Below are 13,498 nucleotides of genomic sequence, written 5' to 3' on the forward strand. Positions count from 1 at the left end.
AAGCCGCATTTTTTACTGCGGAATAACCAAGCTTTGCTAGACTTTCGCCTTATTGAGACGGCATAGGCGGACAAAAGGCCGCGAATGGCCAGAGGCAAAAACGAGACAGATATGACGATGCTTGCAAATCTCGCTCCGATTCCGGAGCTTTTCGTATCCTACGATTCAGCCCAGAAAATGAAGTTGGAGGCAGCAGAACTGGTTAGTCATGATCTGACGCCACGCCAGATTTGTGACCTCGAATTGCTAATGAACGGCGGCTTCAACCCTCTGAAAGGCTTCCTTTCCGAAGAAGATTACAATGGGGTCGTCGATAATATGCGACTGGCCGACGGCACGCTTTGGCCGATACCAATTACCCTTGATGTATCTGAAGACTTTGCATCCTCGGTTGAGATCGGTCAGGACATTGCCCTGCGCGACCAGGAGGGTGTGATCCTTGGCACCATGACCATCACGGACCGCTGGGAACCGAACAAGGCGCATGAGGGGGAGAAAGTCTTTGGCGCGGACGATGACGCGCATCCGGCAGTGAACTATCTGCACAATCAGGCGGGCAAGATTTATCTGGGCGGTCCTGTCACCGGCATCCAGCAACCCGTCCACTACGATTTCCGCGGGCGGCGCGACACCCCGAATGAACTGCGCGCCTTTTTCCGCAAGCTGGGCTGGCGCAAAGTTGTGGCCTTTCAAACCCGTAACCCTTTGCACCGCGCGCATCAGGAACTGACATTCCGCGCCGCGCGCGAGGCGCAGGCAAACCTGCTCATTCATCCGGTTGTCGGCATGACCAAGCCTGGTGACGTGGATCACTTCACCCGCGTGCGCTGCTACGAGGCGGTGCTGGACAAGTATCCGCAAGCCACGACAAACATGAGCCTGTTGAACCTTGCCATGCGCATGGCCGGCCCGCGCGAGGCCGTCTGGCACGGGCTGATCCGCAAGAACCACGGCTGCACGCATTTCATCGTCGGCCGCGATCACGCGGGGCCGGGCAAGAATTCCAAGGGCGAAGATTTCTATGGCCCTTACGACGCGCAGGACCTCTTCCGCGAACACCAGGAAGAGATGGGCATCGAAATGGTGGACTTTAAACACATGGTCTACGTGCAGGAACGCGCGCAATACGAACCCGCGGATGAGATTCACGACAAGGACGACGTGACGATCCTGAACATCTCTGGCACCGAGTTGCGCCGCCGTTTGCAGGAAGGTCTGGAGATCCCTGAATGGTTCTCTTTCCCTGAGGTCGTGCGCGAGTTGCGCCGTACGCGCCCACCACGCTCGCAGCAAGGGTTTACCGTTTTCTTCACCGGTTTTTCCGGCTCGGGCAAATCGACAATCGCCAACGCGTTGATGGTCAAGCTGATGGAGATGGGCGGGCGTCCGGTGACGCTGCTGGATGGGGACATCGTGCGCAAGAACCTCAGCTCGGAACTTGGGTTTTCCAAGGAACACCGAGATTTGAACATCCGCCGCATTGGTTATGTCGCGAGCGAGATCACCAAGAACGGCGGCATCGCGATCTGCGCGCCCATCGCACCCTATGCAACAACCCGCCGCGCGGTGCGCGAAGATGTGGAAAGCTTTGGCGCCTTCGTCGAAGTGCATGTCGCAACCAGTATCGAGGAATGCGAACGACGCGACCGCAAGGGTCTTTATAAGCTTGCTCGCGAAGGCAAAATCAAGGAATTCACCGGAATTTCAGACCCATACGATGTGCCGGACAGCCCGGAACTTCGGGTTGAGACCGAGAATGTAGACGTGGACAACTGCGCCCATCAGGTGCTGCTGAAGCTGGAAAGTATGGGGCTGATCGCAGGCTGAGCCGCAATTCCGAAAAGCTGAAACAGTGACGCGCCCATGATTGAACTTGGGCGCGTTTGCATTTTCAGTCTGGAAAGTACGCCGTTCCCGACATCACCACGACACCACGCCCGGCAACGCGGACGCCGGTGATTGCTTGGGGTGGCCCCAAGACTTGGACCTGTGCCATGCCCGCGCGTCCCATGCTATGCCCCTGCTCAGCGACATATGTGGGTTCGCTGATCAAACCCCGCGCCCACAGATAACTTGCGGCGGCACCGGTGGCCGATCCGGTAAACGGGTCTTCGGGCGGCGACGGGGGTGCAAGCAGCAGACGTGCATAGGTATCCCCTGCGTCTGTCGCCCCCTCCAACGTGATCCAATAAGGTTCCAGCACGTCGGTGCCCTCTTGACCAAGATGGGCAAAGTAGTCGTTCAGCGCCTTGGCATTAAGGCACACACGGTCCAATGTTTCGCGGTCTTTCACGACCGTGATGCAAAAGGGCAAGCCGGTGGACATAATCTGCGGGGGCGAGATGATGTCTTGCGGGTCAATGCCCCCCACGGGTGCAACGATATCGGACGGCACTTCCGCGCCGAACGTAGGGGCGACCTGTGTCATCGTAATAAGGTCGCCTGCAACGTTGATCTTGACGATGCCTGCGCCCGTCTCCAAAGTCAGGCTCCCCTCGCCGATCTTGTCCCGGTGTCTTAGGGCAGCCACGGTGGCAATCGTTGGGTGTCCGGCAAAGGGTATCTCGCGACTGGCCAGGTAATACTTGACCCGAAAATCGGCAACTTCTGATGGGCCGGTGAACGTGCATTCGACGAGAGAGGTCTCTCGGACGTAGCTTATACAGGCCGCATCGCTGAGGACCGCGCCATCATGCACGACAGCGCATCCGTTGCCACCGAACGCCGTACTGGCAAAGGCGTCTACCCAGTCAAATTGAAATTCCACAGCGCGGGCTCCTGGATACAACAAAGGCCGCAGGATCATCTGCGGCCTTATGATTAATTCATGATACGATGGCCAGATTCCAGCCTAATGCACCATGACAGGTGCGTAATCATGCTGTCGTGCCAGTACGAATGCCAGCTTGCGGTCACCGACGAGGGCCAATTGCTGGCCCTGCGCATCGTGTACGGCATAAAGCTGATCCAACCCTTCCGCCTGATCTCGCACTTCTTGCGGCAAATCGGTGACGGCAATGGTTTTCACATATACTGTTCGATCCCCTGATTGGGCGTTCATGTCATGCATCGTCCTACCCTTTCTTGATCTTGATGGTTTGTACAACTGTCTCAGGTTTGGCCCGGGTCAAGTCCACGTGCAGCAGACCGTTCTCCATTTTCGCCTCGCCCACGTCCACGCCATCGGCGATGACGAATGACCTCTGGAATTGCCGCGCCGCTATTCCGCGGTGCAGAAACACCCGGTCGGCACTGTCATCGGTCTGGCGACCGCGGATCACCAATTGGCGATCCTCAACGGTAATGGCCAGATCATCCTCGGCAAACCCTGCCACCGCCAGCGTAATCCGGTAACTAAAGTCAGAGGTCTGTTCGATGTTGAACGGAGGATACCCTTCGTTGCCGGATTTGGCTGTGCGTTCCAGCACACGCTCCAACTGTTCAAACCCCAGCATGTGAGGATAGGAAGCAAGCGTCATTTTCGTCATACGACACGTCCTTACGATATCAAGCGACAGTCATGGTGGGCCCCGTTATGGCAACCCATGATGTGAATATGGGGGCAGGAATGAGACCATGCAAGGGCTTTGCCGGATCACGGTGAACGCCTATATAGATAAATGAGCAAAGCTGAACGGAATCATGCTGATATGAATGCCCCGACTGATCTGGCGATGAAAACCGATGAGGTTTTGCGCGTGGAGCTTGAAGTTTTCCGACGCGAACATCGTGATCTGGACGAGGCTATCGCTGCGCTGAATGAGCGTGGCACAGCCGATCAATTGACGATCCAGCGCCTGAAAAAGCGCAAACTGCGGCTGAAAGATCTGATTTCGGTGATCGAGGATCGCCTGACACCCGATATCATTGCCTGACGCGTTAATCCGTTGCTCTGCGAGGCAGTCTGGCTATAGTGCGCGCTCCGATCATCAGCCAAAGGCCCGCGCGTTATGACCACCCCTCCTGTCGGTATTATCATGGGGTCCCAGTCCGACTGGGCCACAATGCGCGAAGCGGCAATGCTGCTGGATGAATTGGCCATCGCATACGAAAGCAAGATCGTCTCTGCCCATCGCACACCGGACCGCCTGTGGGAATATGGCAAGACCGCCGTGGACCGGGGTTTGCAGGTGATCATTGCGGGTGCCGGCGGTGCGGCGCACTTGCCCGGCATGATGGCGTCAAAGACACGCGTGCCGGTGATTGGGGTCCCTGTCCAGACCAAGGCCTTGTCCGGTGTGGATTCGCTTTATTCCATTCTGCAAATGCCCAAGGGTTTCCCTGTCGCGACCATGGCAATCGGGTCGGCAGGCGCGGCCAATGCAGCCCTGATGGCGGCCTCTATTCTGGCGCTGCAAGACGCGGATGTCGCCGCGCGTCTGGACGCCTGGCGCGAAGCATTAAGTGCATCAATCCCAGAGGAGCCGACCGATGACTAAACCGCTTGCCCTGGGCAGTACCATTGGCATTCTGGGCGGTGGTCAGCTGGGTCGCATGCTGTCAGTCGCGGCGTCGCGGCTTGGCTTCAAAACTCATATCTTTGAGCCGGGTGCGAACCCGCCCGCTGGTCACGTGGCAGATGCCGTCACCACGGCGCCATACGAGGATGAAAATGCTCTGCGCGCCTTTGCAAACAGCTGTGATGTGGTGACCTTCGAGTTTGAGAACGTGCCTACCGCAGCCCTTGACCTGATCGAAGCGCAGGTCGCCATCAGACCCGGTCGCGAGGCCCTGCGCATTTCTCAGGACCGGCTGACCGAAAAGACATTCCTGCAAGAACTTGGCCTGAACGTCGCCCCTTTCGCCGACATCCCTGACCGTGCAGCAATGGAAGGGGCCGTTGCTGAAATTGGCGCACCTTCGATCCTCAAAACCCGTCGCTTTGGATATGATGGCAAGGGGCAGGCACGCCTGCGCACACCCCAGGACGCCGATCAGGCCTTGGCCGACATGAACGGCGCCCCCGCGATACTGGAAGGTTTTGTCGACTTCAGCCATGAGGTTTCCGTCATCGCAGCGCGCAGCTTCGCTGGCGAAGTCGCGTGTTTCGATCCCGGCGAAAACGTCCATCGCAACGGCATCCTGCATACGACGACTGTGCCTGCCCGCCTGAGTGCCGCACAGCGCACGGATGCCGTTCTGATGGCAGCCAGGATATTGAATGCGCTTGACTATATCGGTGTTCTGGGTGTCGAGCTATTCGTCACGCCACGCGGTCTGATTGTGAATGAGATCGCACCGCGCGTCCATAACTCGGGCCATTGGACGCAGAACGGCTGCACCGTCGACCAGTTTGAACAACATATTCGCGCTATCAGCGGCTGGCCGTTGGGCGACGGCACGCGCTACGCCGATGTCACGATGGAGAACCTTATCGGTGACGACATGGACCGAGTGCCGGAACTGGCGAGGGAAGCCACCACAGCGATCCACCTTTACGGAAAAGCTGAAACAAAACCGCGTCGCAAGATGGGGCACGTGAACCGCATAATGCGCTGAACGGCAACACTGGCGGCAGGCGCTGACAATGCCGCCCTAGCGGACGAACCGCTCTGCGATGGGACCGGACATGTAGGACACACGTCCCTCGACAAAGGTCGCCGCCACGCGACGTGTCTCCGCATCAAGCACCACGATATCAGCACGCTTGCCCGGTGTCAGGACCCCGCGATCATGTAGCCCCAGCACGGCGGCGGGTCCTGCGGATACCAGGTGCCAGGCCTGCGCAAGATCACAAACACCTGCGTCTGCCAGCATCAGCGCTGCGCGGCGTGGCGACGGGTAGTGGTAGTCAGACGCAAGCGCATCACAGTACCCCATCGCAATCAAATCTATCGCTGAAAGGTTGCCGTTGTGAGACCCGCCCCGCACCACATTGGGCGATCCCATCAGCACTGCATCCCCCGCGTTGTGAGCAGCCTCCGCCGCTTCGATCGTTTCAGGGAATTCGGCCACGTGCGCACCCCGCCCGCGCCATCGGGCACGACCTTCTGCGGTTGCGTCATCGTGGCTGCCCATGCGTATTCCCTGCCTGGTCAGACGCGCACATAAGTCATCCAGCGCCGCAGGAACATCGGCGCGGCGACTATGAAGCTCAAGCATATAGTTATGATGCTTTTCAGGACTGCGCCCGGCTTTCAAAGCCTGCCCGTTCAGCCGCCGCGGCAGCTTGCCAGCCTCCAAACGATCATGCGGCAGATGGTCATTGAAGACGACGTATCCCACGCCCCAATCCGCAATTCTATTTGGCAGTTCATCGAAGAGGTCCAGCAGATGCGTCTCGAACCGAAGCTGTGCATGCAGATCTGTCACCAAGGTGCTGTTCACGTCCCGGATCGCGGCAAAGACCCGATCAGCGAAATCCAATCCGCGCATCCCGCCTTCCCAGCTGACGAACTGTGCAAGCACCGCAGTTGTAATACCATTCGCAGCCAGCTCTGCCTCGCAGGCCACCAGCCCTTGGTCCATCTGCTTCATCGCGCCGCGGCGCTGAGCGAGGTGACGTTCAAACCCGTCTCCGTGCAAATCAACGATACCGGGCAGCACTAGAAAACCATTCAGATCGACGGCTCGGCCTGTAGGCGCATCCACGATCCGACCTTGTGCAATTGAAACGGGCGCATCCGACAGGCCATCCGGAAGCAAAACCTGCGCCCCGGTCAGGTCAAGGTTTGGCATTGTCTGCCTCCACCCCCGGTATGCACTCAGCTTCGGGGCAGCCCAACGATTCGAGCACACCGTCAATCCAGCCGATGCTTCGATCAAATTCCCCAGTCTGCAAAAATGCCATGGTTTGGGCAATCACACGCGGATTGTTCATCATGAAAGTATGCGTAACGGGCAGCGTAAAGTGATCCTTCATCCCCTCGACCTTGGTTGACGTTACTGACACCTTGCCATCGTCCAATCCCGGCAAGATGGTCGAAAAATAGGGGTTGAGCGACTGCGAACCGGCAATAATGCCAAGCTCGAAATCAACAGGTGGCAGACTGCGTGGCAGCGAATCTGTTCCGGTCCCCATCTGCTGCCCAGCTGGCCCGTTGATCCAGTCAAAGGCGGCGATGTCATCCATCTGGTCAACCACTTCGCTGCCCTGATTTGGAGGGCCAAGCATAACAACACGACCGACGCGGTCAGCACCCGCTTCGGCCACCCATTGCCGCACAAGAATGCCGCCCATGGAATGGGTCACGAAGTCAACCTTGGGTGTTCCACATGCCGCTACGGCTTCGGGGATGGTGCGGCGGGTCAGGTCTTCAATCGGAGCCTCCGTTGACGGATAGCCCGGTCGCACAACCAGGTAGCCACCATTTTCCAGCGCCGCTTCCATCAGGGCAAAAGATGTCTCGGTCCGTGCCAGCCCATGCAATAGAATAGCGCACCGTTCCTGCGCCTGAGTTTGGCAGGCGGTAAGACCGATAAAGGCCGCCAGGAAAAAGATACGATAGTTCATACCGCATCAGATAGACTGATTTGCCGGTCTATGAAATGCTGCGGCGACGTAACCTTACGAAAGTTCGCCGATGCGCCCGAAATCCCCCCGGCTGGCCGTGCGCGCCGTTCTGATCCATCAAGACCGGCTGCTCTTGGTCAACGCCTATCCCGATGGCCAAAGCGATCTGCTTTGCGCGCCCGGCGGCGAGGTCGAGGTTGGGGCCTCGTTACCCGACAACCTTGTGCGCGAAGTATTCGAAGAGACGGGTCTAATGATCGAGGTTGGTGCGCCCTGTCTTGTGAATGAGTTCCATGACCCGGGCAGCAGCTTTCATCAGGTGGATGTCTATTTCCGTTGCACTCTTACGGGCAGCGCAGAGATCGACCCAAACTGGCAGGACAGCGAAAAGATCGTGACCCAGTGGCATTGGGTGACGCAGGCTGACCTTACTCGTTTGCCCCATAAACCCGATAGCCTTGGCACTGTTGCTTTTGGGGGGATCGATGCGCCTACCTATGACCCACTGGAGCCGATCGTGCGGTAACCGCCCAGCCGATCCCGCCCACAACCAGAAGCGTCGCCAGTATCACTATTGGCCCGATGGACTCTTCCAGGATCAGGGCGCCTGCCAGTATCGCGATGACAGGCACGCTGAGTTGGACCACCGCAGCCGTGGCCGCCTCGATACGGGGCAAGACGCTGTACCAAAGCGCATAGCCCAGGCCAGAGGTCAGACCGCCGCAGACCAGACCCAGCGCAATGCCGGTAATGCTGAAACGCAGCCCGGTACCCGTGAGCAAGATCAGCAAGATCGGGACACACAAAAGAAAATTGGCCGAGGTCGCGGCGAGAGGGTCAGCCGCATTTCGCCCAATAATGCTGTAGGCCGCCCAGCCAAGGCCAGCAAAGATCATCAATGCCGCCCCACCGGGGTCAGCGGCGCCCCCCGGACCGGGCCAAAGTGCGATCAGCAAACCAAGGAAAGCGATAGCGCCCCCTGTGATTTGGCGTGCCGACGGGGACGTGCCGCGCATGGCGCTGTGGGCAAACATGGTGATTTGCACAACGCCAAACAGGATCAGCGCACCAAGACCCGCGTCCAAAGTCAGATAGGCGAGTGAGAACCCAACCAAGTACACCGCAAGGCTAAGCGCACCGGGAATGCGGTTTCGTCTGAGAAGAGGAAGGCTGCCCCCGCGAACGGTGATGATCATTCCCAATATCAATGCACCAGACACAACGCGGACAATCGCAAACCCGGAGGGATCAATGTGGCCACCCTCAATCGCCATTCGCGTCAGGATCGAGTTCGCCGCAAAGGCGATCATGGTCAAGGCAGTGGCAATAACAAGACGCATGACAGTGGCTTAGCGCCTGTGCGCTCATCCGCCAAGGGTGAAGCTGCGGGAAATGGCGCTTCACCTGATCAGCGCAAACAGGTGTGTTCGGGCCTAATGAAAGATGAAATCATCCTCGTCCCGGAAAGCAGCCAGCAACGCATACATATCCGCCGCGTTTGACCGGTTGCGCAATTCGGCGCCGAAACGATCCGATTGGCGCAGCTCCTGCCGAACCAACGAGATGACATTGCCTTGGACTTCACTATCCTGCATGGCCGCGACGAGGCCCTGGCGAATGATTTCTTTCTGCTGTGGTTCATGCAGGCTCAGCTGTTGGCGTTTTTTTGCGGCATTAAGCGCGTTGATCATGGCCGTGCGCAACGCCTCCACACTCATTTCTTCTTTTGTCAGGAAATCGTGGCAACCGCCGCGCATCGCCTCCACAATCGTTGTGCTGGCGCTGTCGCCGGTGATCATGATCTTGCCTGCGTCGCGGTTCAGATCATTCTTAAGCACATGGTCCAGCGCTTCCATCCCGTTGCCAACAGGCAGCCGGTAGTCGATGAGAAAAAGATCATAATTCTCGCGCTCAACTGCCTCATCCAATTGCGCGATGCTGTCCACTTCATCGAGTTGCACTGCCAGATTGGTTTTTTTTGCTCAGCCGCCGAATACGCGCCCGGTCAAAATTGCTGTCATCAAGAAGCAGTGCCCGAATTTCGCGGGGCAAAGGCATAGCTGTTGGAAACGAAGATGGGGTGGAGGTTGCGTGTAACATGGGGCCACATCCTTGATCTGATCTGTTCATCCAAGAATTGCGCGAAATTACTGACCAATCCTTAAGGCGAAGCGCTCAATTGAGGTAAATTGACCCAATCTAACTTATTGCGGTTGCTGCATAGGCGCATCGCTCAAGCGCACCTCAACAAGGCACCCCCGACCAAACGGCGATTCCGTTAACCGCGCACAGCCACCATAGAGCGTTGAAATCTTTTGGACATTCACCAAGCCCATTCCGCTGCCTTCGACCTCATCACGGGGCCTCAGTGTGCGCATGGCACCGAATGCCTTTTCTCTCAAATTTTCTTCCACACCGGGACCATCATCCGCAACACTCAATACTATCTCTGCACCTTCGTGGATGGCGCTCACCACAATGCGTCCGGCCGGTTTGTCGTGATGTTTGATGGCGTTCTGAACAAGAGCATCCAGAAGTGTCAGCAGATCGCGCTCTCCCATCGTCACCCTTGTGCATTCAAGCTTGCGCAAGACTTCAAAACCGTTTGGAACCTGTACCGCCTCAAGCACGTGATTCAGCGCCGCGACCAGATCGTTCTCACGCACATCCTGCATCCGACCGATACGTGAGAAGGTCAAAAGTTCAACAAGCATGCGGTCCAACCGGCCCGCATGGCGGTTCATCATGTCAATAGAAGCGGCGACCGACCCTGCAACCGGAAACCCCTCTTCTTCCAGGTCTTCAGCAATCCATTGTGGCAATTCAATCAGGGCACGCACCGAACTGCGCACGTCATGGCTGATCAGGTAAATGAATTCATCAAAATCCTGAGAGCTTGCGCCCGCAGGCGCTATTGGCGCTGGATTTTGTTCTATGATGGTTTTGGGTGCATGCATGGCCTCAACATGGTTGAAGCCCAAAGTATCATCCGGTGCGTTTAAGATGTGTAAACGCCGCCTGCCAAGACGTCGGCAGCTGCGATTTCCAACTGCAGGATCCCATCGACAATGACGACTTGCAGACATGACAAAGGGCCCCGCAGGGCCCTTTGCACTCAGATCAATCCCGGTCGGACAGCTTACATCATGCCGCCCATGCCGCCCATGTCGGGCATGCCGCCGCCCATGCCGCCAGCACCTTCCTTGGCAGGACGGTCTGCGACCATCGCCTCGGTGGTGATCAGCAGACCAGCGATGGAAGCTGCGTCCTGCAGAGCAGTGCGCACAACTTTCGCAGGGTCGATAACGCCGAACTTGAACATGTCGCCATATTCTTCGGTCTGAGCGTTAAAGCCGAACTTCAGGTCGTCGCTTTCGCGGATTTTGCCAGCAACGACGGAACCGTCGACGCCTGCGTTTTCAGCGATCTGGCGCAGCGGTGCTTCGAGCGCCTTGCGCACGATGCCGATGCCGACGTTCTGGTCGTTGTTGTCGCCTGTCAGGCCCTCAAGCTTCTTGCCAGCCTGAACCAGAGCAACACCACCACCAACGACGATGCCTTCCTGAACAGCGGCACGTGTCGCGTTCAGTGCGTCGTCAACGCGGTCCTTGCGCTCTTTCACTTCGACTTCGGTCATGCCACCAACGCGGATGACGGCAACGCCGCCTGCCAGCTTGGCAACACGTTCCTGCAGCTTCTCACGGTCGTAGTCGGACGTTGTCTCTTCGATCTGGTTACGGATCTGAGCCACGCGTGCTTCGATCTCGCCCTTCTCACCAGCGCCGTCCACAACAGTGGTTTCGTCCTTGGTGATAGAGACCTTCTTGGCAGAACCCAGCATGTCCATTGTGACGGACTCAAGCTTCATGCCCAGATCTTCGGAGATCACCTGACCGCCTGTCAGGATCGCGAGGTCCTGCAGCATCGCCTTGCGACGATCACCGAAACCAGGTGCCTTTACTGCTGCGATTTTCAGACCGCCGCGCAGCTTGTTCACAACCAGTGTTGCCAGCGCTTCGCCTTCGACATCCTCTGCAATGATCAGCAGAGGCTTCTGGGACTGAATGACCTGTTCAAGCAGTGGGACCATTGGCTGCAGCGAAGACAGTTTCTTCTCGTGCAGCAGGATGATCGCGTCTTCCAGCTCAACAGTCATTTTGTCAGAGTTTGTGACAAAGTATGGTGACAGGTAGCCACGGTCAAACTGCATGCCTTCGACGACGTCTGTCTCTGTTTCCAGACCTTTGTTCTCTTCGACGGTGATCACACCCTCGTTGCCAACCTTCTGCATCGCGTCCGCGATCTGACGGCCGATCTCTTTTTCGCCGTTGGCAGAGATTGTACCGACCTGTGCAACTTCGTCGCTGTCGGAAACTTCGCGTGCAGCGGCCTTGATCGCCTCAACAACCTTGAGCGTGGCCATGTCGATGCCGCGCTTGAGGTCCATTGGGTTCATACCGGCGGCAACAGACTTCATGCCTTCCTTGACAATGGCTTGCGCCAGCACGGTTGCGGTTGTTGTACCGTCGCCTGCTTCGTCGTTGGTGCGGGAAGCAACTTCCTTGACCATCTGCGCGCCCATGTTCTCGAACTTGTCCTCAAGCTCGATCTCTTTGGCGACAGAAACACCGTCTTTGGTGATGCGTGGGGCACCGAACGATTTGTCCAGAACCACGTTGCGGCCCTTGGGACCCAGGGTGACTTTTACCGCGTCTGCCAGGATGTTCACACCCTTGAGCATCTTATTGCGGGCATCGGTGTCAAATTTGACGTCCTTAGCTGCCATTTATCTTCTCCTTATTTTCGAATGGATGGTGAGCGTTGTCGTGAGGTTTCCTGCGGATCAAGAAATGACCCCCATGATGTCGCTCTCTTTCATCATCAGCATTTCTTCGCCGTCGATGGTGACTTCTGTGCCGGACCACTTGCCGAACAGGATCTTGTCGCCTGGCTTGACTGCCATTTCGATCAGCTCGCCGCTGTCCTTACGCGCGCCTTCGCCGCAAGCAACGACTTCGCCTTCGGAAGGCTTTTCTTTTGCGCTATCGGGAATGATAAGCCCGCCAGCAGTTTTCTCTTCGCTTTCTGTGCGCTTTACCAGCACTCGGTCATGAAGCGGTTTCAATGCCATCTTTGCAGCTCCTTAAGGCTCAAAGTTTACTCCCAGCCTGCCGCCCTTTCGTGAGCAGATCAGGCATTAGCACTCAACTACTCTGAGTGCTAACGGCGCTTAGCTAAGGAACAGATCCGGCTCTGTCAACCAAAGGGTTTGAAAAAATTCTACGCATATTTTTCGCGCAATCCTGCCCGCGGGGTCTGATTTCCAGGTTAGAAATCAGCGGATCCTAGCCCGCCCCAAGCACCCGTGCCGACGTGCCCACCGCTTCCGCGCCGCTGGGTGAAAGTCCATAAACACCCTTATCGACCTTTTCAAACCAGCCATAATGGTTGTCGCGCATCATCGTCGTGGCCCGCGCAACACCGGTTTCCCGAGCGACATCCGCGCCCTTGCTCGCGCCAACCTCGAACAAGAACAGCGCCAGTTTCAAAGCATCCTGCCGGTACGCAGTGATCAACCCCGCCCGTGTCTGACCACCATCGTTCGGATCACCCTGCCGTCGCGCAAACTCGCGCAGCAACTGCTGCCCGCGCTTTGGCGACTTGCGTGGCGCATAAGGCCCCGGATCGCAATGCACCTCTACCAGCCCATCTTTCAAACGCACGGTGATCAATCCCAGCCCCAGCCGCCGTGCCAGCGCGGTGTTCTCCTTGACGGCCTTTGCAAACCGTTTGCCCGGCTGTCGGGCCACGGCCAGATACACCTCCTCGCTTACCTTCAGCCGGGCCACACATTGATGGAACAGGGCCAGCGAGAACCCCAGTTTCAGTTCAACAACCACCGGCGGCTCTGCCCCACGAACGGCGACCACGTCCGCCGCACCAACCTCTGCCTTCACAACATATCCCTGATTTTCAAGGAACGCCTTGATCGGCGGATAAAGGTCCGTTTCGCGCGGTTTCGTCATGTCGGCATCATTGCCGATT

Annotated in this window: 16 protein-coding genes; 5 read left to right on the forward strand and 11 right to left on the reverse strand. The window is 57.5% G+C overall.

Annotated elements, in window-relative coordinates; translation table 11 throughout:
• Window positions 1-111: 111 nt before the first annotated feature.
• The gene (locus GV827_RS08730) at window positions 112-1,827 is read left to right on the forward strand and encodes a bifunctional sulfate adenylyltransferase/adenylylsulfate kinase (RefSeq protein WP_164353548.1); all 1,716 of its coding nucleotides are present in this window, start codon (window positions 112-114) and stop codon (window positions 1,825-1,827) included.
• Window positions 1,828-1,891: 64 nt separating this feature from the next.
• Here the strand turns inward: GV827_RS08730 and GV827_RS08735 are convergent, their stop codons facing one another.
• The 3 genes from GV827_RS08735 to GV827_RS08745 all read right to left on the reverse strand — a co-directional run bounded on the left by GV827_RS08735 (window position 1,892) and on the right by GV827_RS08745 (window position 3,488).
• Window positions 1,892-2,767 (reverse strand): PhzF family phenazine biosynthesis protein, encoded by an 876-nt coding sequence (locus GV827_RS08735; RefSeq protein WP_164353405.1) that lies wholly within the window; start codon window positions 2,765-2,767, stop codon window positions 1,892-1,894.
• A gap of 84 nt (window positions 2,768-2,851) precedes the next feature.
• Window positions 2,852-3,070 (reverse strand): DUF1150 family protein, encoded by a 219-nt coding sequence (locus GV827_RS08740; RefSeq protein WP_164353406.1) that lies wholly within the window; start codon window positions 3,068-3,070, stop codon window positions 2,852-2,854.
• A gap of 4 nt (window positions 3,071-3,074) precedes the next feature.
• The gene (locus tag GV827_RS08745; RefSeq protein ID WP_164353407.1) at window positions 3,075-3,488 is read right to left on the reverse strand and encodes an Hsp20 family protein; all 414 of its coding nucleotides are present in this window, start codon (window positions 3,486-3,488) and stop codon (window positions 3,075-3,077) included.
• Window positions 3,489-3,650: 162 nt separating this feature from the next.
• Here GV827_RS08745 and GV827_RS08750 point away from each other — a divergent pair, with 162 nt between their 5' ends.
• The 3 genes from GV827_RS08750 (at window position 3,651) to GV827_RS08760 (ending at window position 5,499) form a co-directional block, all read left to right on the forward strand.
• A complete protein-coding gene (locus GV827_RS08750) occupies window positions 3,651-3,875 on the forward strand; it encodes a YdcH family protein (RefSeq protein WP_164353408.1) in 225 nt (74 codons plus the stop codon).
• Between the two features lie 75 nt (window positions 3,876-3,950).
• Window positions 3,951-4,439, forward strand: a complete 489-nt coding sequence (purE, locus tag GV827_RS08755) for a 5-(carboxyamino)imidazole ribonucleotide mutase (protein ID WP_164353409.1) — start codon at window positions 3,951-3,953, stop codon at window positions 4,437-4,439.
• Window positions 4,432-5,499 carry a 5-(carboxyamino)imidazole ribonucleotide synthase gene (locus GV827_RS08760; RefSeq protein WP_164353410.1) on the forward strand — a complete coding sequence of 356 codons (1,068 nt, stop codon included), beginning with the start codon at window positions 4,432-4,434 and terminating at the stop codon, window positions 5,497-5,499. Before purE ends, GV827_RS08760 begins: the two co-directional genes overlap by 8 nt.
• Window positions 5,500-5,535: 36 nt before the next feature.
• Here the strand turns inward: GV827_RS08760 and GV827_RS08765 are convergent, their stop codons facing one another.
• Window positions 5,536-6,678 (reverse strand): alpha-D-ribose 1-methylphosphonate 5-triphosphate diphosphatase, encoded by a 1,143-nt coding sequence (locus GV827_RS08765; RefSeq protein WP_164353411.1) that lies wholly within the window; start codon window positions 6,676-6,678, stop codon window positions 5,536-5,538.
• The gene (locus tag GV827_RS08770; RefSeq protein WP_164353412.1) at window positions 6,665-7,453 is read right to left on the reverse strand and encodes an alpha/beta fold hydrolase; all 789 of its coding nucleotides are present in this window, start codon (window positions 7,451-7,453) and stop codon (window positions 6,665-6,667) included. The genes GV827_RS08765 and GV827_RS08770 overlap by 14 nt, the downstream gene beginning before the upstream one ends.
• Before the next feature lie 70 nt (window positions 7,454-7,523).
• Between GV827_RS08770 and GV827_RS08775 the strand changes: the two genes are divergently transcribed.
• The gene (locus GV827_RS08775; RefSeq protein WP_164353413.1) at window positions 7,524-7,979 is read left to right on the forward strand and encodes an NUDIX domain-containing protein; all 456 of its coding nucleotides are present in this window, start codon (window positions 7,524-7,526) and stop codon (window positions 7,977-7,979) included.
• On the opposite strand, the gene GV827_RS08780 is transcribed toward GV827_RS08775, so the two are convergent.
• From GV827_RS08780 to GV827_RS08805, 6 genes are all read right to left on the reverse strand, one after another.
• Entirely contained in the window at window positions 7,945-8,793 is an 849-nt protein-coding gene (locus tag GV827_RS08780; RefSeq protein WP_164353414.1) for a DMT family transporter, read from the reverse strand. The genes GV827_RS08775 and GV827_RS08780 overlap by 35 nt on opposite strands.
• Window positions 8,794-8,886: 93 nt before the next feature.
• Window positions 8,887-9,414, reverse strand: coding sequence for a response regulator (locus tag GV827_RS08785; protein ID WP_164353415.1), 528 nt, complete (start codon window positions 9,412-9,414; stop codon window positions 8,887-8,889).
• Between the two features lie 243 nt (window positions 9,415-9,657).
• Window positions 9,658-10,410 carry a sensor histidine kinase gene (locus GV827_RS08790; RefSeq protein WP_164353416.1) on the reverse strand — a complete coding sequence of 251 codons (753 nt, stop codon included), beginning with the start codon at window positions 10,408-10,410 and terminating at the stop codon, window positions 9,658-9,660.
• A gap of 182 nt (window positions 10,411-10,592) precedes the next feature.
• The gene (gene groL, locus GV827_RS08795) at window positions 10,593-12,239 is read right to left on the reverse strand and encodes a chaperonin GroEL (RefSeq protein WP_164353417.1); all 1,647 of its coding nucleotides are present in this window, start codon (window positions 12,237-12,239) and stop codon (window positions 10,593-10,595) included.
• Between the two features lie 57 nt (window positions 12,240-12,296).
• Window positions 12,297-12,584, reverse strand: coding sequence for a co-chaperone GroES (gene groES / locus GV827_RS08800; RefSeq protein ID WP_164353418.1), 288 nt, complete (start codon window positions 12,582-12,584; stop codon window positions 12,297-12,299).
• A 214-nt stretch (window positions 12,585-12,798) separates the two neighbouring features.
• Window positions 12,799-13,479: a DUF2161 domain-containing phosphodiesterase gene (locus GV827_RS08805; RefSeq protein ID WP_164353419.1), complete on the reverse strand. Its 681-nt coding sequence runs from the start codon at window positions 13,477-13,479 to the stop codon at window positions 12,799-12,801.
• Between the last annotated feature and the right edge of the window lie 19 nt (window positions 13,480-13,498).

Source organism: Sulfitobacter sediminilitoris (assembly GCF_010667575.1).
Classification (GTDB): domain Bacteria; phylum Pseudomonadota; class Alphaproteobacteria; order Rhodobacterales; family Rhodobacteraceae; genus Sulfitobacter; species Sulfitobacter sediminilitoris.

Coding starts and splice junctions, on each gene's coding strand:
- GV827_RS08780 (WP_164353414.1), bottom strand. CDS start 8,793: ATGCGTCTTGTTATTGCCACTGCCTTGACCATGATCGCCTTTGCGGCG.
- groES (WP_164353418.1), bottom strand. CDS start 12,584: ATGGCATTGAAACCGCTTCATGACCGAGTGCTGGTAAAGCGCACAGAA.
- GV827_RS08805 (WP_164353419.1), bottom strand. CDS start 13,479: ATGACGAAACCGCGCGAAACGGACCTTTATCCGCCGATCAAGGCGTTC.
- GV827_RS08775 (WP_164353413.1), top strand. CDS start 7,524: ATGCGCCCGAAATCCCCCCGGCTGGCCGTGCGCGCCGTTCTGATCCAT.
- GV827_RS08750 (WP_164353408.1), top strand. CDS start 3,651: ATGAATGCCCCGACTGATCTGGCGATGAAAACCGATGAGGTTTTGCGC.
- GV827_RS08790 (WP_164353416.1), bottom strand. CDS start 10,410: ATGCATGCACCCAAAACCATCATAGAACAAAATCCAGCGCCAATAGCG.
- purE (WP_164353409.1), top strand. CDS start 3,951: ATGACCACCCCTCCTGTCGGTATTATCATGGGGTCCCAGTCCGACTGG.
- GV827_RS08745 (WP_164353407.1), bottom strand. CDS start 3,488: ATGACGAAAATGACGCTTGCTTCCTATCCTCACATGCTGGGGTTTGAA.
- GV827_RS08730 (WP_164353548.1), top strand. CDS start 112: ATGACGATGCTTGCAAATCTCGCTCCGATTCCGGAGCTTTTCGTATCC.
- GV827_RS08760 (WP_164353410.1), top strand. CDS start 4,432: ATGACTAAACCGCTTGCCCTGGGCAGTACCATTGGCATTCTGGGCGGT.
- GV827_RS08765 (WP_164353411.1), bottom strand. CDS start 6,678: ATGCCAAACCTTGACCTGACCGGGGCGCAGGTTTTGCTTCCGGATGGC.
- GV827_RS08740 (WP_164353406.1), bottom strand. CDS start 3,070: ATGCATGACATGAACGCCCAATCAGGGGATCGAACAGTATATGTGAAA.
- GV827_RS08770 (WP_164353412.1), bottom strand. CDS start 7,453: ATGAACTATCGTATCTTTTTCCTGGCGGCCTTTATCGGTCTTACCGCC.
- groL (WP_164353417.1), bottom strand. CDS start 12,239: ATGGCAGCTAAGGACGTCAAATTTGACACCGATGCCCGCAATAAGATG.